General features: G+C 39.6%; 22 protein-coding genes and 2 pseudogenes. 3 read left to right on the forward strand and 21 right to left on the reverse strand.

The window, feature by feature from the left end:
- Nucleotides 1-44 precede the first annotated feature (44 nt).
- On the reverse strand, nucleotides 45-953 hold the full coding sequence (locus T3H97_RS17815) for a DUF8580 domain-containing lipoprotein (RefSeq protein WP_328800432.1): 909 nt from the start codon (nucleotides 951-953) through the stop codon (nucleotides 45-47).
- A 233-nt stretch (nucleotides 954-1,186) separates the two neighbouring features.
- On the opposite strand from T3H97_RS17815, the gene T3H97_RS17820 reads away from it, so the two are divergent.
- On the forward strand, nucleotides 1,187-2,131 hold the full coding sequence (locus T3H97_RS17820; protein ID WP_328800433.1) for a DMT family transporter: 945 nt from the start codon (nucleotides 1,187-1,189) through the stop codon (nucleotides 2,129-2,131).
- 75 nt (nucleotides 2,132-2,206) lie between these two features.
- Nucleotides 2,207-3,055 (forward strand): sulfurtransferase, encoded by an 849-nt coding sequence (locus T3H97_RS17825; protein WP_328800434.1) that lies wholly within the window; start codon nucleotides 2,207-2,209, stop codon nucleotides 3,053-3,055.
- 299 nt (nucleotides 3,056-3,354) lie between these two features.
- Here T3H97_RS17825 and T3H97_RS17830 read toward each other — a convergent pair whose 3' ends face one another.
- The 12 genes and pseudogenes from T3H97_RS17830 to T3H97_RS17885 all read right to left on the reverse strand — a co-directional run bounded on the left by T3H97_RS17830 (nucleotide 3,355) and on the right by T3H97_RS17885 (nucleotide 10,610).
- Entirely contained in the window at nucleotides 3,355-3,720 is a 366-nt protein-coding gene (locus tag T3H97_RS17830; protein ID WP_250260831.1) for a hypothetical protein, read from the reverse strand.
- Between the two features lie 94 nt (nucleotides 3,721-3,814).
- Entirely contained in the window at nucleotides 3,815-4,441 is a 627-nt protein-coding gene (locus T3H97_RS17835; RefSeq protein WP_104497132.1) for a class I SAM-dependent methyltransferase, read from the reverse strand.
- 21 nt (nucleotides 4,442-4,462) lie between these two features.
- Complete coding sequence (locus T3H97_RS17840) at nucleotides 4,463-4,918, reverse strand: DinB family protein (protein ID WP_328800435.1); 456 nt, start codon at nucleotides 4,916-4,918, stop codon at nucleotides 4,463-4,465.
- Between the two features lie 23 nt (nucleotides 4,919-4,941).
- Entirely contained in the window at nucleotides 4,942-5,490 is a 549-nt protein-coding gene (locus T3H97_RS17845; protein WP_328800436.1) for a GNAT family N-acetyltransferase, read from the reverse strand.
- 231 nt (nucleotides 5,491-5,721) lie between these two features.
- Entirely contained in the window at nucleotides 5,722-6,219 is a 498-nt protein-coding gene (locus T3H97_RS17850; RefSeq protein WP_328800437.1) for a GNAT family N-acetyltransferase, read from the reverse strand.
- Between the two features lie 110 nt (nucleotides 6,220-6,329).
- Entirely contained in the window at nucleotides 6,330-6,779 is a 450-nt protein-coding gene (locus T3H97_RS17855; protein ID WP_328800438.1) for a hypothetical protein, read from the reverse strand.
- Between the two features lie 150 nt (nucleotides 6,780-6,929).
- On the reverse strand, nucleotides 6,930-7,502 hold the full coding sequence (locus tag T3H97_RS17860; RefSeq protein ID WP_328800439.1) for a hypothetical protein: 573 nt from the start codon (nucleotides 7,500-7,502) through the stop codon (nucleotides 6,930-6,932).
- Between the two features lie 252 nt (nucleotides 7,503-7,754).
- Nucleotides 7,755-8,396, reverse strand: a complete 642-nt coding sequence (locus T3H97_RS17865) for a hypothetical protein (protein WP_076157284.1) — start codon at nucleotides 8,394-8,396, stop codon at nucleotides 7,755-7,757.
- A 177-nt stretch (nucleotides 8,397-8,573) separates the two neighbouring features.
- Entirely contained in the window at nucleotides 8,574-8,987 is a 414-nt protein-coding gene (locus T3H97_RS17870; protein ID WP_328800440.1) for a GNAT family N-acetyltransferase, read from the reverse strand.
- An 89-nt stretch (nucleotides 8,988-9,076) separates the two neighbouring features.
- Nucleotides 9,077-9,525, reverse strand: a pseudogene (locus tag T3H97_RS17875) (GNAT family N-acetyltransferase).
- A 140-nt stretch (nucleotides 9,526-9,665) separates the two neighbouring features.
- Nucleotides 9,666-9,911, reverse strand: a complete 246-nt coding sequence (locus T3H97_RS17880) for a hypothetical protein (RefSeq protein WP_328800441.1) — start codon at nucleotides 9,909-9,911, stop codon at nucleotides 9,666-9,668.
- 128 nt (nucleotides 9,912-10,039) lie between these two features.
- A pseudogene (locus T3H97_RS17885) lies at nucleotides 10,040-10,610 on the reverse strand (TetR/AcrR family transcriptional regulator).
- Between the two features lie 239 nt (nucleotides 10,611-10,849).
- On the opposite strand from T3H97_RS17885, the gene T3H97_RS17890 reads away from it, so the two are divergent.
- Nucleotides 10,850-11,599, forward strand: coding sequence for an SDR family oxidoreductase (locus T3H97_RS17890; RefSeq protein WP_328800442.1), 750 nt, complete (start codon nucleotides 10,850-10,852; stop codon nucleotides 11,597-11,599).
- Nucleotides 11,600-11,833: 234 nt separating this feature from the next.
- On the opposite strand, the gene T3H97_RS17895 is transcribed toward T3H97_RS17890, so the two are convergent.
- The 8 genes from T3H97_RS17895 to T3H97_RS17930 form a co-directional block, all read right to left on the reverse strand.
- A complete protein-coding gene (locus tag T3H97_RS17895; protein WP_328800443.1) occupies nucleotides 11,834-12,289 on the reverse strand; it encodes an NUDIX hydrolase in 456 nt (151 codons plus the stop codon).
- Nucleotides 12,290-12,565: 276 nt separating this feature from the next.
- Complete coding sequence (locus T3H97_RS17900) at nucleotides 12,566-12,955, reverse strand: hypothetical protein (RefSeq protein ID WP_328800444.1); 390 nt, start codon at nucleotides 12,953-12,955, stop codon at nucleotides 12,566-12,568.
- A gap of 194 nt (nucleotides 12,956-13,149) precedes the next feature.
- Nucleotides 13,150-13,836 (reverse strand): hypothetical protein, encoded by a 687-nt coding sequence (locus T3H97_RS17905; protein ID WP_328800445.1) that lies wholly within the window; start codon nucleotides 13,834-13,836, stop codon nucleotides 13,150-13,152.
- Between the two features lie 117 nt (nucleotides 13,837-13,953).
- On the reverse strand, nucleotides 13,954-14,307 hold the full coding sequence (locus tag T3H97_RS17910) for a hypothetical protein (RefSeq protein ID WP_069010400.1): 354 nt from the start codon (nucleotides 14,305-14,307) through the stop codon (nucleotides 13,954-13,956).
- Between the two features lie 215 nt (nucleotides 14,308-14,522).
- Entirely contained in the window at nucleotides 14,523-14,891 is a 369-nt protein-coding gene (locus tag T3H97_RS17915) for a hypothetical protein (protein WP_328800446.1), read from the reverse strand.
- A gap of 223 nt (nucleotides 14,892-15,114) precedes the next feature.
- Nucleotides 15,115-15,465, reverse strand: coding sequence for a hypothetical protein (locus tag T3H97_RS17920; RefSeq protein WP_328800447.1), 351 nt, complete (start codon nucleotides 15,463-15,465; stop codon nucleotides 15,115-15,117).
- A 270-nt stretch (nucleotides 15,466-15,735) separates the two neighbouring features.
- The gene (locus T3H97_RS17925; RefSeq protein ID WP_328802845.1) at nucleotides 15,736-15,828 is read right to left on the reverse strand and encodes a putative holin-like toxin; all 93 of its coding nucleotides are present in this window, start codon (nucleotides 15,826-15,828) and stop codon (nucleotides 15,736-15,738) included.
- 413 nt (nucleotides 15,829-16,241) lie between these two features.
- Nucleotides 16,242-17,963, reverse strand: a complete 1,722-nt coding sequence (locus T3H97_RS17930) for a helix-turn-helix domain-containing protein (RefSeq protein WP_264216042.1) — start codon at nucleotides 17,961-17,963, stop codon at nucleotides 16,242-16,244.
- Nucleotides 17,964-17,973 lie beyond the last annotated feature (10 nt).

Consider the following 17,973-nt stretch of genomic DNA (forward strand, 5'->3'; position numbering starts at 1 on the left):
AATTCATGATTGTAAGCCGCCGACCACCCCACACCAAAGTAGGGTTATTTATTAGCTTGCAGGCTCTCCAGCGATGTATAAATGAAGGATTCGAATCCTTCAGCAGGTTCACCTTGTGGAATGTTCACTTTCACAATGAAACCGCCTGTTTTATTTTCTACAACAATATATTGCTGTGTCATCTTCGAACTGCTCGCTTGTAAGAACAGACGGCTACTGGATAACGCTTCAGGTATGGCTGCTTTGTCCAGCTTTTGCACCTTGCCGATGGAAGCTAGATCCTTCTCGCCTTCTTTTTGAAGCTCATCCAGATTAAAATCGGAGGGCAGCTTTGTAATTTCAGCATAATAGTTATCATCTACAGCCAAGGCAACACGGTTTTGATCGGGAAACAGGGACATCGGATCAAACACATACAGTGAATATCCCTCTCCTTTTGCCAATGTTGCTGTCTGCTTTTCCTTTTTTCCTTCAAGGGTAAGCTCAAAAGCTTGAGTTTTCGAGCGTTCCCCACCTACTGCTTGACTGGAACTTCCGTTTTGACTGCTATCTGTTGCAGCCTCTGCTTTTTGTATTTTCGTTAAAGTCAGTTGCTTCGCCGTAGCGTCGCCCTCTACTGCTTTCTCGTTATATTCAAACGCTACTGTATCGCCTTCTTTAAGTCCAGCTATTACCGTGTCCATTCCCTCCCCCAATTGGAAGGATTGGGCTTCGCCATTGGTTTCAATCTCTACCGTATGCGGGTCAGCAGCTCCATTGTATACACCTGTGCCTTTTTTAACCTCCGGCTCAGCGACTGGCTCCGGTTTAACTTGCGGCTGCTGTTGCGTTTGCGGTTGGTCTGCCCCTTGAGGTGCGTTGTTATTGGTTTGCGGTTTCGTTCCACAGGCTGACAGAGCCAGCACTGCCACTACAGTCAGTAGTATGATTGAAAATGTGTTTTGTTTTTTCATAAAATCCACCTCCACTATGATAGACGAGCTTGTGTAGCAAAAGTTCTACGCAGCATCTCACTTAAAATCCTACCTCCTGCTCCCGTTTATAATATTCTCAGGATTTTGCAAAATCCTAATACCACGGGAATGTCAGGTACGGTATAATGGGCAGTATTAAACCTAATTTTTTGAGATACCGATGGAAGGAACATAGACGTATTTATTTTCCCCCATACGGATGGAGCTGCCACATGAATCAAGCACACAAACCGTCGTTTTCCTTTGAATTATTGTACATCGTAGGTATTATCGCTATTTCGTTCTCCTCGATCTTCGTAAGATGGTCTGAAGCCGAGGTGTCCGTCATCGCTATGTACCGTTTGTACCTAACCAATCTGATCATGCTGCCTTTGGTCTGGAAATACCGCACTGAGCTGTTTAGCCTGACCCGCAAGCAGTGGATGCTGATCCTCTGGTCCGGTATTGCGCTGGGGCTGCATTTTTTGCTCTGGATGGGCTCACTGCGACTGACCACCGTTGCAAGCTCTACCGTTATTATGACATTGGAGCCGATCCTTGTCATGCTCGGTTCTTTTTTGTTTTTCCGAACGGGCACGAACCGCGCTATGCTCATCGGAATGGGTATGGCTTTTATCGGCTCACTGGCCATCGGAGCTGGAGACTTCCATGTCTCGGGACAAGCCCTGCTCGGGGACGCACTGTCCTTCTTGGGTATGGTAGCCGTGTCCATTCATATGCTGATGGGCAAGCATCTGCGCGAGCATTTGAGCGCGTTTGTGTATAATTTTTGGGTTTTCGCCATCGCAGCCACCTCACTTGCGCTGTATAATGTGGTCAATGCCATTCCTTTTACCGGATACGCTCCACGGGAATGGGGACTATTCCTGCTACTTGCCATTGTGCCTACGCTGTTCGGACATTACCTGTTTAACTGGCTGCTCAAATACATTAACGCCACCGCGGTGTCAATGGCGGTACTCGGCGAACCCGTTATTTCTTCCCTGCTAGCTTGGATGCTGCTCGGGGAAAGGCTGTCTAATTTACAATTTGGTGCAGGCTTTTTCATCCTGTTCGGGGTATGGATTTTTATCCGATACGGAGCGGATTTTAAAAAGAAAGTCATCCACCAAAGTGAGTTGCCCGACACTGAGCATCCCCTGAAGGCCAGCTCTTAACTTATTTACCCCATTTTCATAAACCATACTCAATGGATTAAATTCACTGTTAAATAAAGGAAGGCGGAATCCTCTATGAAATCCATCGTATCCAAACGCTGGCTGCTGGCCCGATTGTATGAGCCGGACATGATCATTGCCGACTGCCGTTCCCTGCTCGGACAAGCCGGGGCTGGACGGACTCAATTTAATGAAGACCATATTCCAGGGGCGGTTCACTTCGATTTGGAAGAAGACCTTACTGCTCCTCTTGGTGAGCATGGTGGTCGCCATCCATTACCTGATGCGGATACACTTGCCGCACGTCTGAGTCGTGCTGGGATCAACGCATCTTCACGCATCGTCGCTTATGATGACCAAGGCGGTATGATGGCTTCCCGCTTCTGGTGGCTCCTGCGCTATCTCGGGCATGAGCAGGTATATGTGCTGGAAGAGGGCTACAGCGCTTGGAAGGAAGCGAAGTTCCCCGTTACGGCAGACCAGCCGATTCGCATTCCAAGTACATTCACACCGAATGTACAGCCGCAAATGCTCACAAATATGCAAGAAGTGCAACGTGTATCCGAAGGTTCGCTTCCTGATAGCTCTTACATATTGATTGATTCGAGAGAGCGGCCGCGTTACCTGGGGCTGGAGGAGCCCATTGATCAAGCAGCCGGGCATATCCCAAGTGCGGTGAATTTCTTTTGGAAAGAAGTATTGGACGAAAAAGGCAGCTTTAAAAATGTGGAACAATTGCAGCAGCACTTTGCCGACCTTGATCCAAACGCAGAAATTATCGTGTATTGTGGTTCTGGCGTATCCGCCTGTCCCAATGTACTAGCCCTGAATGAAGCTGGATTTAGTAAGGTCCGTTTATATCCGGGAAGCTGGAGCGACTGGATCAGCTATGAGGAGAATCCGGTGGCGACCGGAGAGGAATAAAAAGTTTTCAACGGATATACAGGTTCTAAATACAAATACACTGTCCTAAGCGATTAGGCTTACGGCAGTGTATTTGCTTTGTTCAAAAGTACACAAAAAATCAACTTGAGCCGAGTGAAGCGACCTTATACAGAATTCCAAAGCTGATTTTTTTCTACGTCCTGACGATTTGGCGTAAGTTTCTGACTGGTTCCACTTCTCCCGAAATTCTTCTGCCAGATTGAGATGATAGCCGGTACAAAAATACGTTATTACTGGAACTTATTTCGCCTTCGAATAGCATCGCATTGCTCTATGTGCTATACGTTCACCTCATCCCATCTATAAATAACATAGCCGAGTTGACATATAACTAGTAATAAATAAATTACGTTTATACATAGATATATTTTAATTTTTTTCTTGTATTTATGTAAATCTACTTCTTCGTTCACTTCTCTTTTCTTTATTTTCTCTCTCCAACTCATTAATCTTGAGAATTCTACTGCACCTAATACTCCCCATAGCAATGTAAAGACTAAAAATACGGCATTTACTAGAGACAATAATATACCCATTCCTACATCCATTGTTTTTATTGATCTAAAACAAATGTGCACCACTAGTGTAAGACTAAATAATCCCAAGCCTATAATACTTACTATCGGTTTATCCTGCATTCTCATTTTTTTATTCCCTTCGGTCTTTCATATAACGTTTCCATATTCACAACGTCCCAGCGCCTTCGATGTAGTAGAAGTTGCTTGCTTCTTAGAATAGCTATCCAATCTTTTGAACAAATATATATCTTAATTCATATTTTTTCTGTTGTTTTTCTGCATATATCAGAGTCTCTCTTATGGAACCCGTTTCTAGTATATTCAAATCATTAAAATGTCCTTTTAAATCTTCTTCAGTAAAGAAGTGAGCATATTTACCTTTCTTGTATTCATATGTTCCTTCTTCAATTTCCCTACCCACACCATTATTAAAATCACAATCAGAAAAACATGTGAAATACATTACTCCCAATTCCTTCAAATGCTTCACGCAATTCTGTATCAGTTTTTTTCGATCTTCTAACAAAAATAAATGCAATAAATCATAACAATATATTCCATCATACCTTTGGCATGTACTAAACTCTAATACCGATTCTTGAATAAAATTCGTTTTTAAGTCCCATTCTTTTGCTAGATCTATAGCTGAACTAGATATCTCAATTCCATCAACCTGAAAATAAGAAGAGAACGCCTTCGTATTTCTTCCATATCCAGCACCAGGAACCAAAATATCATGTACATTATTCTTTTTGAACAAATCTATAGCTTGGGTTACAGTTTGACTTGGTTCACAACCCCAAATCATCCCTTCTTCAGTAAATCTTTTGTTCCAATAATCCCCCATATGATTCACCCACCTATATACTCACATAGCTTTTCTTTTAAGTTCATCAATCTGTCTGATATGATGTTGATCATGCCAGATAAAATCTCTTAAATATGATATTACAGTAAACTTCCCGTTAGCATATTCTTTAGTAAACTTGTCGTCTTCAAAACTCTCTATGCTCTCCAATATCATGTTACGGTACTGAATAGTCATTTTAATTAATTCTTCTTTCGTTTTTGTTTTTCCATATTCAATAGCATCCTGATTAAATTGTTCAAAATCAATATGTGTTAATGTCAAAGGTGTATTGTTTAACATGGGACTTATTGCTGCATCAAAAAAGTATTTATCCCACAGCAGCATATGACTTACGACATCCTGAACTGACCATTTACCTTCAGCAATCGTTATTTGCCAATCCATTTCACGAATCTCAGAAACAAAACTGATCCATTCTTTGAACTCCTCTAGTAACCGTGACTTCTCATTCATGGTATCACGCTCCTTTTTTCAAATTATTCATTGTTCCTTTGCCATTCATCTGCTAAAATCGCATATTGATATGCATTATGCCAAATGGGTTGTCCTTCTTCCGTTTTATAAAAAAATGCTTTCTTCATATGGTGACCTTCTTTTCGCATCAACAAGCGCTCCAATAATCTCCACGATGAAGCGTTTTCTGGATTACACATCGCAATAATCCGATGAGCCTTTAACTCTTCAAATCCATATTGCAATACTCTTCTACTTGCCTCAGTAGCATATCCATTTCCATAATATCTTTGGTTGAACATGTATCCTATTTCCCATGTTAAAAACTCAAACGGTACGGTTTGATTAAAATAAATGTGTCCTATCATTTTATTGTTTTCTCTTAATACAACTGCCATAAAAATATTGCTTTGCGATCGTTCCAATGTCATCTGCTTACAAGCTTCCTCATTACAAACTTCCCCAGGTTCATACTTCAATACTTCTTCTATTGATAAGTAATCATGTATATCATTCCAATCATCCGTTCGAAAATTTCTTATAAGTAATCTTTCTGACTCTAAATCTATCATAATTATCGCCTCTGATACGTTTATTTAGCCTTTGCCTGAATTACTTTTAACGATCATTTAATCCCTCTCCATTGAGAATTTTCTGCATACATTTTTCAACCCTTGACTCCCGAGTTTTAGATTGTTTGGGTGCACTCAGAATCCGTAAGGAGCCGCTGCTTGGATATGATGTTAGGCGATACCCTTGATCTCTTTTGAATTCCTTTAAATAATCCCTATTACTACTGTATTTTAAATTCTCAAATCGACAACCATCGTGATTGATGAATCAACTTTCCCAACTTCTTTAAATCCGAATCTCTCGTAGAGTTTCATTGCCGCTGCATTGCTCGGATCAACACTGAGGGATAATTTTTTTATATTCCTCTTCCTAGCTTCTTTAAATAATTCATCCATTAAGGCCATTCCGATTTTTCTTCCCCTGTATTCTTTTAACAAAGCCATTCCTAGTTCGGGTACATCATTATCAATAAATCCAAATCCCTTATTATCCTCGTTAAAATATCGAACTGTTATTGATCCGACGGGTTCACCCTCATGGTTCATTGCTATAAATCCAAAATCCCCATCTCTTCCCCAACCTTCAATATACTTTGATATATAAGGGTCTTTTATTATCGCTTTATCGAATGGCTCTTGACCTTCTGGGACAAATAATGATTCATATAACATCTCCCATAAAAAAAACACATCATCTTCTATTATTGGTCGGATTCTGTATTGCATCATTGAAGTTACCTCATTTCTAGATTCTCAAAGGTTTCGCATAACGTTTCTATATTTTCCATAAGAGCCGAAGCATGAATATTGTGTTATGCGGTTCCTCTGCTCTCTCCAAATCAACATTCCAACGCTCTGCTTGCTTCTGTTAATTCATCATTGGCCTCTAAATATTTTAATATTTTTTCAATATCATCGTGGTCCATTGTTTTCGTTATAATAAGATGTTTAATATTAAATCCTGGTATTTCCATTTCTTTTTCAAAGTGATTCACTAATTTTTGAGGGGTTGTCACCAAACTCCATCGTTCACTTCCATCCGAAAAAGTAAGGGGCACCTCCACCAAATCAAACTCCTTTGGATCATCATCAAACTTCCATCTTTCTAAAAAAGGCACTTCTATATTTCCTTCAATAAAATGAGCTTTTGATATCCAAACTGCTTTTCCATGGTTTCCAATAATTCTATACTTGTCCCTATCTTCTTTTTTTACGATGTATTTATTGCCCCTTGTAAGTGCATGAGCATAAACGCCTATACTTATACAAGTTATGATTGGTCCCTCCATCAATTCACTTCCATACCGTATTTAATTTACTAAGGTTTCGCATAACGTTCCTGTATTCATGAACCCCAAAGGGGGTGTCTGCTGAAATTCCTCTTCGAAATTGACCTATCAGACCAAGGCTCCGTCAGTAGCCGCTGCTTGAATATGATGTTAAGCGATGTCATTGCCTTCCATGATTATTCTGACACATCTGTTCCAGTCTTTATCATCTGTATTGATTTCTCTTGTAGGCACTTTCGATTGTTTGGCTTGTTCTCTTAACATATTTTGTGTTTCCAATAATTCGTTTACTGACATTTTTACTGCTTCATGCTTGTTTATCCATTCACTTGGATTTCTGCTTATAATTCTTTCTTCAGCCATTTCAGGAGAAATTGTTAGCAATACGCACTCTGCACTTAGAGATACGAGTTTTTCTTCAATTGTCATGACTTCAATGTGGTCTGAGTTGGAGAAAGCTACCCTGTGATTAAGGTGGAATCTTTCTAAAACGTAAAATAGTCCTCTGGCCCTTCTTGATGCAGGCCCTAACTGTACAGCCCATTCATTGAGCTTTGTTAACATTTCTGTTCTTTCCTTCAGTAAGGTTAAATGCTCTTCTTGAGATAAACTTAAAAACTTTCCATGCTTGTTATTCAATATTTGTGTGTAATGTTCACCAAGAATAACTACACTTCTCTCTGCCGATTCATCCTGTGATTGGTACTGCTTAATAGCCCTCAATACCGATGTCTTACCCGCATTAGAAAATCCCTCAAGAATTACTCCTTTGATATGTATGCTTTTCCCTCCCTATAGCCAGCAATGATTTCGCTTACGTTTTGGCATTCACAAACCGCCACCAGCTTAAATAACCCTTATCTTAGCCGGTGGCGATTATCTACAGTTCCGCTCCTTCGAGAATAACTCTCTTGTTAAATCTTGTTAAAATGTGTGAATGCTGTGTTATATACCTTAATGACCTTCCTAAATATGCTAATCATAACTTAACGCAACTTTTATATAAGATGCGTAGACACCAATATAATTTTCATCAAAAGACTCTACTTTAATAGTTTGGATTTCTTCCGAACCACCTTGATGAATAACAAATTCAATGTACCCGGCTTCCCTGTCATAATTAAAGTCCAACCACTCATTTCTTTTATCGTTCTCGATTTGACAAAAATCAGGATAATATAGGATATATTTCTCTGTACTTAGTAAGAAGAGTTGTATTATATCATAAAAATCCTCAACTTGTTCTTGGCTTGGTCTGACATACTCATGTTCTACCAAGTTTCTAACACTATTAATTTTGGATAGAATCCTTGGAGCAATTATTCCAAGTTCTTTAATCAAATTGAATTTCCTAGGTATGTTTAAATTTTTCCTTTTTGCCAAACCATATAAACCAAATGTGAATAATATTGAGTCTATTTGACAATCTAATGCTCTTTTGGTGTTAGATAATGCGTTTATATGACCACGCACATCATTTAATTCCAAATCTTTCTCCGCAAAGGAAAGGTACTCAGAAGGCGTGACTTCAAACGGTAATTCCACAGACGCATTACTCCTACTGCTCCATTGTGTATTGCTATCATTTAAATATTCTATTATTGATTGAATATTCAAAAGTATTCTCCCCTTTTCTTTTGTAATTATTGCACATAACGTTTCTGTATTCCTGAACCCAAAGGGGTTGTCTGCAAAATTCCTCTTCGAAATCCAACTCGCAGACCTAGGCTCCATTGGAGACGTAGCTTGAATATTATATTTTAAATGTCACTTCCTTCATTGATTTCCTCAACATCAATTTTTGTTTAATTCCTTTGTCAGTATTATCTCCAGAGGTTCGTTCTCAAGCATTAAACATCCAGCATCTCTATATCCAAGCTTTCTATAAAAATGTTGAGCTCCTTCATTCGACTGTGTTGAGGTCATGACCATTTCAAATCCTTTTTGTTTCATCAATTCTTCCCAATACTGGACAACTTTTTTACCAATACCTGTTCCTCTATACTCCTCATCTATCCATATCATATTCATAAATGGTGTGTTGTCCCAAAAAAATCCGTATCTCGTCCAACCTATTTCTTGATTGGATTCTCTAATTATTAGAATTTCATTTTCTTTTATTTTTGGTCTTATCAGTGTCTTATGTATGTGCTTGTCTCTTAACGAGATATACTCATAATCTGATTCAATTGCAAAATCAATCTTCATTGTAAATCCTCCCTTTCACTCTTCTCATTAAATATCTTCTTGGTAACACTTAGCACTGATGTCTCATAACGTTTGTACATTACATAAGTTTATAAAGTCTTTTTAAAAATGTATAAGTCACCTTCTTCTCTAACTTTAGTAAACCCACACTTTGAATAGAAGTGATGATTCTTCACACTCCAGCTAGGAGTATCCAGCCACCATTCAGTGCTGTCTGGAAATTCACTTTCAATTTTCTCCATCACCTTCGTTCCGATTCCTTGATTTTTAAAATTTGGATTAATAAAGATTTTCCTAGATTATGCACTTGATTACATTCTACAAATATCATTGCTCCCCCGATTATTTCTCCATTAAAGAGTACCTTGGAATATTCGCAATTTTGCATCATCTCTTCTTGCCAGCTTATGGAGTCATATCCTATGGGCCCAACGGTTTTGTTATTATAAAAATGCTTTGATTCACCCTCAAAACTGGCCTTTTGTATTTCAGCAAGTTTTTGCGCATCATTTTTTCTAGCTTTTTCTAATGTCAGCACCAAACATACCTCCATTGTCTTTTTATTTTTTCTGGGGTTGTCTGCTGAAATCCCTCTTCGAACTCCATCCCAACAGGCCAAAGCTCCGTGAGGATTCGATGCTTGAATATTATGTTATCAGAAGTTACCGAACTTCTTCACTATGCATTCAAAATCAATCTGCAAATTTTTTTATCAGTGAATTTTCTTATACGTTCTTTTTCATTTTGTAGTTTGATTATTAGTTCATATGCATCTCTTTCACTTTTCTGAGCTTTTAGTGACTCTTCTTCTGTTATTTCTATTTCTATCATTTGAACCACTATTCCACCAGCATCAAAACTAATGAATATTCCCCCATCTCTTCGGATTATATTAATCCCATACTTGGCAAAGAGTATATCCATAAAATGATCTCCAGATCTTTCGCGTTCTTTATACTATAGTTTTTAGTACTTTTGAGATCTAATTATTATGTTTTAGTAATTCAAGAATTTCTGATAACGTTTGTGTATAAAGCCTCTAAATTAGAGACTCAAATGGACGATGTTCGTTCGTGTCCCTCGACACCACAGTTCAGCAAATTCCAAAATTGTTCAACCATGACCGATGCCGGATATGGCATCGAACGGGTAATCCACCATTCCACTACCCCCACCGCTGCTGAAATTAAAAATTGCACCGTAATGTCCCTGTTCATTTCCTGATCGAGGTTGATCGAATCCAGATGCTCGCTCAGACTTTGCCGAAACATTGTCTCCATTTGGTTCCGAAAAACCGTACTTCCCTTGTTCGTTAGCATTCTAGAGTAGAATGAAGCATGCTGCTCCAAATATTCAAACGTGCGCAGTAGTGCGGTTTTGGAAGGGACATGAAAGAAATTATCTTCAGACATACAATTGCGCAGTAACTCGTTAATTTGAGCTTCCATGCATTGATCGCGTAGATCGTACTTGTCAGCGAAAATGCAAATAAACCGTTCCGCGATTGACATTCGCTTCCTCCGCAATTTGATTGATCGTAATTCTCTCGAATTCCTTTTCTGACATCAGCCTCATAAAAGCATCAATAATGGCTTGCCTCGATTTTTGAATACGCCTGTCCATATCCTTCTCCCCTTTGCACCATCCGAAAAAATGAACATTTCGAAGTCCTCTGTTGAAAAATCAACAACCACGCTTGTTTTAACCATTGAACCCCATATACCGCTCTGATACATTCACTTTATAAAATTTATGTTGATGATTCAACATATGTTCAATTTTAGAGGAGCCATACTCATGAAAGCTATTGTTTTACAATATTTGGATAATTTAATTTACAATGAATTAGGAGGGTTTAAAAATTGAAACTTACAGGAAACACGATTTTTATTACAGGCGGCGGTTCGGGAATTGGACGTGCGTTAGCAGAAGCTCTCCACAATCTTGGAAACAAAGTTATTATCTCCGGTCGACGTAAAGAGCGTCTGGAGGAGACGATCAAAGCGAATCCCGGCATGTCCGCAGTGGAATTGAATGTACAAGATCCTGCCCGCATAGAGGCGGCCGCCAAGCAGTTAATCGAAGAATACCCGGATGTTAATGTCTTGATTAACAACGCTGGCATCATACAGTCCGATGACGCGGCGGGCGTGATCGATGAAGATGTTTTAATTTCGACTGTCACTACAAACTTGCTAGGTCCCATTCGGTTGACTTCTGCATTCATCGAGCATTTGAAATCCAAAGAGGAAGCGGTTGTCATCAATACGACTTCAATACTTGGATTTGCACCATTAGCGACAACTGCTGTATACTCCGCGACGAAAGCAGCACTTCATACCTATACGCTGTCCCAAAGGTACATGCTCAAAGACACATCGGTAAAAGTAATAGAAATTGTGCTCCCATGGGTTCAAAGTAACAACGATGAACCACGGGCGATGCCACTTACTTCATTCATTGATGCCACAATAAAGATACTTGGCACGGATACAGACGAAGTTCTAGTGGAAGAAGCGAAAATATTTCGAAATAACCCTGGTCCGAACGAAAATGTTTTTGTGACCCAGCTTAACGATACGATGAATTCCGAACCTCCAAAGATCCATTGATCCATCTGTAATTCAATTCTCAAAAATTTAGGCGAACATGAAGTAAACACTCAGTTCCGTCTACTTCATGTTCATTTTTATTGCAACTTGCTCGTGAAGCAAGAATACACGCCAAGCGGTCACACCCATGTTTACCTCTTAAATAATTATGTTGATTTCACAATATTCCCGCAGTTCAAACAGCCCTTTGTTAGGTGATGTCGGGGACATTCTCAATTTACTAAAAAAATGTTTTCATGATCTTACTTCATTTAAAAATCTTGTTATTATCGGTAGGTCGGGAGGACTTATTTGATTAGGTATCTTGTTTAAATCAAAAAATCGTATATCTTGTACTTCAGCTTTATCACCTTTAATTATTCCACTGTATTCTTTACATATATAAGCTGCAACTACGTTATATACTTCATCTCCATGCGGATATCGATAGTAGAGTTCCGGGCCTGAAAATATATCAAGTAATTCTAAATCTTCGGCTTCTAAGCCTACCTCTTCAAAAAGTTCCCTGCTTGCAACCTCCTTCATATTCTCACCAGGCTCCATTGAACCTCCTGGTAATCCCCATAGACCATTGTCAGTTCTTTGCTGCAATAATAATCGTCCCTCATCATCTATGAGAATCACACATGCTCCTGCCATAATTATAGGTCGGGTACCTACTAACTCTCTTAATTCTCTTATGTAATTCAATATCTTCACGCCCCTTTGAGATCCTTCAACAGACCAAGGCTCCGTTAGAAGCCACTGCTTGAATTTAACGTTATATGACGGATTCACTTCTAAAATCTACTTTCGTCAATGGATAAGGCACGTAGTCCGGGTGGCTCTGCCACTTAGCCGGTTGAATGTTTCCGTTGAATCCGCCCTTCCGAAATGCATCTTCCGGGCTAAGGGTCGGGCTTGTCCCGGCCAGATGAGTTGAATGCTATGTTAAATAACGTTGACTTTTTTCGAGTTAAGTAATTATTATTCTCGTTTCCATTTATGTGTTTCGAGTAGTTTTCCAGTTTCATAAAAATACTTTATTACTTCAAGCATAGGAATTAATTCTATACAAATGTTATCGCAATAATTGCCTAACTGGCCACCAGCAACCAGATGAATTTCACCGTTTCCCTGTTTATCGTTCATAAGAGTATATATATTACCTTCAATTGTAATAGACACTATAAAATATTCCGGTCCGCCTCCAACCAATGCTGAATCTGTATCTGATACCTCAAAAAAAACTAATGTAAATTTATCTCCATCGAGTTTTTTAAAAAAACTTAAAGTGTCTGCCCACGTAGGATTCACAACTATTTCTTCATTGAATGTGGTCCCAATCCATTCATCAATACTAATAGATTTTATCACTTTTTCTTTTCATCCTTTTTAGATGGTTTTATTTATTCGGGGGCTTTCATCTAACGATTCTACATTCACGATCCCAGCGAGTGCTCAGGTGTCCTACAGTGATCTCCTTTTCCAAAATCCTTCTGCCGGGCCGAGGGCGTATGCCGATGTGTGACACTATGTTATCAGATGGACTATGACAATTTTGAGGATATTTACAAAATTTCTTCTCCCTTTAATATTTTATTTGAGAACTGGTCCACAGCCAACCACGTTGAGACATCCTCTTTGATATTCTTATTCCAAGCAACTAAAAAATGTACTTGGCATATCTCATTAGAATCAATTAGTGTCATAGGAATTTTAATGCCTTTATCAGAACTTAGGATAAAACCGTGCTTTTCAAAGTCAGAGTTTAAACATAGCGATTTAGGAATCATATCTCCTTGATTTCTTCTTGCCATTAACATATCCTCGTCTTGTGTCCCCAAGTGTAAACGGTATACCTGATTCTCGTATTCGACAGCTTCAAGATCTTCCCCAGTATTAGATCCATAATCTGTCCAACTGTAACCCTCCTTCCAAGAAGCAGAAAAGCTGCACGTACTAATTTGAGTGTTCGCATGAGGCTTTATTCTAAAAACTGCTCCCCAACATTCTTCTACTGTCAGATGTAAAGCGAGATTGAGCTTGGGTCTACAGACAACTAGCTCACAATCAAATGAATCATAATAATATTTATATAATGATCCACCATTTTTGAGTTTATAACTTTGTTCTGGATGATAGAAGTGATCAGAGGCTGTGAGTGAAAATTCAATTATTCCAAGAGGAGTATGTATTTGTGGCTGTAAGAGATTGTTTTCTTTAATTAAGACTTGTTCTCCATGAAATAGCTTCATTTTTTCCCTCCTCATAGTCTTTCTAATAACATTCCTGTATGCATGAACCCCAACTCGCTGGCCTAGGCTCCGATATTATGTTATGCGAAGCTTCTTCGAAAACTTTTGAACCGATGTCTACAATTCTTTGTTTAAAATAAACTCAAAATCTTCATCAGACACTAAATGATTATCTTTTATAAATGTCTCTAACTCATTCAAATAATTATTACAGAGTTTGATATATTTATCTCCATATTGATATTGAATCTTATTTGAATTGGTTTCAATATTAATGATTTCTTTACGTGCTCTTCTTAAAAACAATATTGAACTTGTATAATTATCACTTAGACATAAAGAAATTGAATTGTTAATATAGCAGACCAAGCCATAGAATACAGAATTTCTTCTTAAGCCTGTCCATTGCTTATGATTCTCTTCTGTATTTAATTTTTTGGCTAACTCAAAGACATGAGAATTCAAAAACATCTGGTATTCCTCCATCTCTAAGCAGTTTCGCATAACGTTCTTGTATCTACGAATCCGAGAGGCTTAAGGCGCAAAGCGCCGGGTCCATCGGACTTAGCCTCGCAGGGTTGTGAGCTGATCCCGCTTCTCTCTCTGCTTTCCACTTCTAGTGAATCAAGGGCAACGGCCGCAGCGTAGATGCGATGTTATATGAGGTCAGTTCTTCTTCGAGCCAACTAATAATTATGCTTCCTTGCTAGTTCCCACTTCATGAATAAATTTATATCACTTATAGCATCTAATATTGTTCCTTTATGTTCTATATTATTTTTTAATTCTTTCAAAATGATTGGTTTTACTAGTCTTTTATCTAACTGTTTTTTAGTTCTTGCTATATGTGCTAATCCCAATACAGAATTCGCTCTTACATTTGGATTATCATGTTGTGCTGATTTAAGACATATATCTTGAGCAAACTTCCAATTGTGATGATACATTCCAACTGAAAGTGGTAAATATATAAGTTCTTCTACTTCTTGACGAGTTAAAATATCTTTTATTTCCTGATCTGTGTATTCTTCGATATGCTTGTAAATTCGCTTCATAGTACTTGCTCCTAAATATAGCCTTTTTATTCCTAGCTGATCTCACATAACGTTTCTGTATTCAAGACGTCCGGCGTATGCCGAATATGTTCGGCTGATTCTACTTCATGGCTTCTCAACTTCTGCCGAACCGAGGAGCGAATGCGACGATGCTTGGATGTGATGTTATACAGAGGTACCATGAATTCATTGAATCTACTTAGAAATCCTGTTTAATTCACCATCACCATTCTCTCCATTCTTCTGTAATATCTTGATCCTCCTCAATTTCTAATCCAGCTAGTCTTGCTGCCTTATCTATAAATTCAGCCAGTTCTTCACGTTCCATCGTTTCAATAAAATAGTCGTTCTTTCCATTCAATTCATTAAACGTAATTACAATTTCTTCTACAGCCTTCATAATACTTTCAGGATGTTTAGTTTCTTGTAATAATATTAATTGGCTTAGATAGTTATCCAGGACTTTATCACACATTAATAATCTCTCTTCCATAAAAAGGTCATCTCCGTATTCAACCATTCTTTTGTTCCACAATTGAGTTGGTTTTTCATTAAATAGGTCCTGTAATGTCATTGGGTATATCCCTCATTTTCTTGTTTTTGTTTTAATAGATTTTTAAAATTGCTGCATAGTATTTCGCATATGAGTTTGCTTACTAACTTGCTTTTCACTTCACTTATCTAATTTTTTCTTTGATTCATCTTTTTTCATCTGTTAGCACCCTTAATGAAAGACCAAATACGGTCAACATCTAGTCAGTGCAATTGGCTTGGAGGGTCTATTCCCTTCTAAGTCTCAGGTAATAACTCCTCCCCCTTCGGCTCTTAACCTTTAGGTGATTTTTCACCTTCTCTTGTTGTTATTGATGTATGTTAAAAATGCAAGAATAGATGTCCAAAATAGTAACATTAGAGTCATCGCATCTTTTACTTCCATGGTCTCACTTTTCGAAGGAAAACCATACCCACCCAAGAGTAAATTGTATCTATATTTTACCTGTGTCCACTCCTGCAAACAAGTGTTCTCATCTATTTTCTTGCATTTTTCTTTTATTCTATCTGTTGTCCATCATTTCTAGCATATAACGCTTATGTGTTCACGATGTCCCTCTGACTTATGCGAACGAAATGAGCGGCCGCCGTGCGTATGTGTCCGCCTGCCCCCACTTCCTGGCAATCCTCTTTGCCGGACCGAGGAACCGCCAGGCTCCGATGCGTGGATATGATGTTATCTGATGGATTGGCCATAAAAAAACAGTTCAACTTTCCCTCTATGACATAAGGCAAAGATGAACTGTCTTTAGTTCCTGTTAAAATCTCTATGCGCACAAGTAGCGACTTCTTCTCCCATCAAGCCAACAAAGCCTGAGCGATCTGATCCACAATGCCATTGATGCCTGTGGGTCCATAACAGCCAATCCATGTCGCGGCATCGACCGAGTGTATGTGCTGGCGCTCAACGGTATCAAGCATTCCCCAGACACGTTGCTCTGTTGCGGATATTCCCTCCTGCATGAGTTCATGGCTAAGCAAGAAGTAATGGCTGGCGTGTACAGCCGGTAGTCTGTCAACTGAGATGTGATAGGCCGTGTCGGAGGTATCTGCCACAAATAACGGAACAGGCAGACCTAGATCATGGTACAGCACAGCCCCTGTACGATGAGAGGCAGAATGCACGCGAACCAGAGAATCCAGCGGACGGATCAGTGCCACGCTCTTGCCTGCCAGAACGGGAGCAAGTTCTTCGGACAGCAATGTGGTTCGTCGGTGATAATCCGTTATAATACGCTTTGCCTCTTCTCGTTTGCCTGTCAGTTCACCGAACAGAGTCAAAATAGTCTGCCAGTTTTCATTGCGCTTAAACATGAGAACTGGAGCGATCCGGCTTAACTGTTCATAGTGCGGCTCATGTACCTCGGTGCAAATAATTAGATCCGGAGACAGTCGCTCCACTGCAAACAGGTCGGGGTACTCATATGTTCCGAGTAATTCAGTATTCTGAAGTCCTGCCCTGATCGTTTGAGGGAAATGTAACACTGCATTGCCTAGTCCTACACTACCTGCTGGAGAGAGCCCCAGCGCAAGCAAATGATCAGCATATTGCACATCGAGTACAGCGATACGCTTCGGAGATCCGATAACATAGTATTCCCCTCGCATATGGCATATCACCGAGCCTTGGGCCGACTCATATGAAGAAGCTGTGCGGTTCCGCTGCAAGGAATGAGCATAGTCTATATCTGTTTTCGAAGCGGCATCAAGCCTATAACGCAGCGGAGGGATGCCATAATATTTCTTAAACGCCCTACTGAAATAATACATGTCGCGATAGCCCATTCTGTCAGCAATTTCACCGATGGGAGCATCCGTGTGACGCAGCATCCGCGATGCACTCTCCATGCGCAACTGAATGACATACTCAGTCAGTCCGAGCTGCTTCTCTTGTTTGAATCGTCGCTGCAGCTGTCTTAAGCTGCATCCAGCAAGGGCTGCCAGCTCTTTAAGCTCCAGATTCTGGCGATAATGCGACGCTATATATGAAGCGACAACATCCACCATGTCAGACGCTTCTCCTCCCTGATCACGTTCGTAATCCATGATCAGTTCGTAGATCATGCCCTGAAGCAACGCATTGGCATGAAAACGTTCCATCCCTTCGCCACGACGCCATTTGGCAACAATTTTTTCTGCATTCTCGATCCATTCTGCTTGGGTTACCGAATTTTGCACAAATGAAGTGCGCAACGGATGTTTTCGATATGAAGGCAAAACAAGAGAGGCTCCCTCCATAGAAGAAGCCTTGTACATGATCACGATATAATAAATGTCGTCTGATCTGGCCGTCAGCGTTAAGGATGTCCCCTTAACAACATGACCAGCAAAAGAAGCTCCAATGTGGCAAACCTCACCATTCATTGCAAGCTCCCCTTCCCCTCCGTATGCCAGCAACAACACATTCGAAGTTAATTCCGTTTCGCGAAGAACACTGCCTGTCTGCAAAGTACCGCTATACTCGTCAAGCATCTTGATCGTTGTATCACTCCATAGACTTGTCTGTTCTTGTAGCGGCATTTCTCTCATC

Origin of the sequence: Paenibacillus sp. LX16 (assembly GCF_036252815.1) — a bacterium.
Classification (GTDB): Bacteria; Bacillota; Bacilli; order Paenibacillales; family Paenibacillaceae; genus Paenibacillus; species Paenibacillus polymyxa_B.

Bases quoted from the DNA above. Each gene is read 5' to 3' on its own strand.
- T3H97_RS17930 (WP_264216042.1), bottom strand. From the start codon at position 17,963: ATGCCGCTACAAGAACAGACAAGTCTATGGAGTGATACAACGATCAAG.
- T3H97_RS17880 (WP_328800441.1), bottom strand. From the start codon at position 9,911: ATGGATATACTCTTTGCCAAGTATGGGATTAATATAATCCGAAGAGAT.
- T3H97_RS17920 (WP_328800447.1), bottom strand. From the start codon at position 15,465: ATGACATTACAGGACCTATTTAATGAAAAACCAACTCAATTGTGGAAC.
- T3H97_RS17835 (WP_104497132.1), bottom strand. From the start codon at position 4,441: ATGGGGGATTATTGGAACAAAAGATTTACTGAAGAAGGGATGATTTGG.
- T3H97_RS17925 (WP_328802845.1), bottom strand. From the start codon at position 15,828: ATGGAAGTAAAAGATGCGATGACTCTAATGTTACTATTTTGGACATCT.
- T3H97_RS17825 (WP_328800434.1), top strand. From the start codon at position 2,207: ATGAAATCCATCGTATCCAAACGCTGGCTGCTGGCCCGATTGTATGAG.
- T3H97_RS17815 (WP_328800432.1), bottom strand. From the start codon at position 953: ATGAAAAAACAAAACACATTTTCAATCATACTACTGACTGTAGTGGCA.
- T3H97_RS17855 (WP_328800438.1), bottom strand. From the start codon at position 6,779: ATGGAGGGACCAATCATAACTTGTATAAGTATAGGCGTTTATGCTCAT.
- T3H97_RS17910 (WP_069010400.1), bottom strand. From the start codon at position 14,307: ATGTTTTTGAATTCTCATGTCTTTGAGTTAGCCAAAAAATTAAATACA.
- T3H97_RS17915 (WP_328800446.1), bottom strand. From the start codon at position 14,891: ATGAAGCGAATTTACAAGCATATCGAAGAATACACAGATCAGGAAATA.
- T3H97_RS17830 (WP_250260831.1), bottom strand. From the start codon at position 3,720: ATGAGAATGCAGGATAAACCGATAGTAAGTATTATAGGCTTGGGATTA.
- T3H97_RS17905 (WP_328800445.1), bottom strand. From the start codon at position 13,836: ATGAAGCTATTTCATGGAGAACAAGTCTTAATTAAAGAAAACAATCTC.
- T3H97_RS17845 (WP_328800436.1), bottom strand. From the start codon at position 5,490: ATGATAGATTTAGAGTCAGAAAGATTACTTATAAGAAATTTTCGAACG.
- T3H97_RS17850 (WP_328800437.1), bottom strand. From the start codon at position 6,219: ATGATGCAATACAGAATCCGACCAATAATAGAAGATGATGTGTTTTTT.
- T3H97_RS17870 (WP_328800440.1), bottom strand. From the start codon at position 8,987: ATGAAGATTGATTTTGCAATTGAATCAGATTATGAGTATATCTCGTTA.
- T3H97_RS17840 (WP_328800435.1), bottom strand. From the start codon at position 4,918: ATGAATGAGAAGTCACGGTTACTAGAGGAGTTCAAAGAATGGATCAGT.
- T3H97_RS17820 (WP_328800433.1), top strand. From the start codon at position 1,187: ATGAATCAAGCACACAAACCGTCGTTTTCCTTTGAATTATTGTACATC.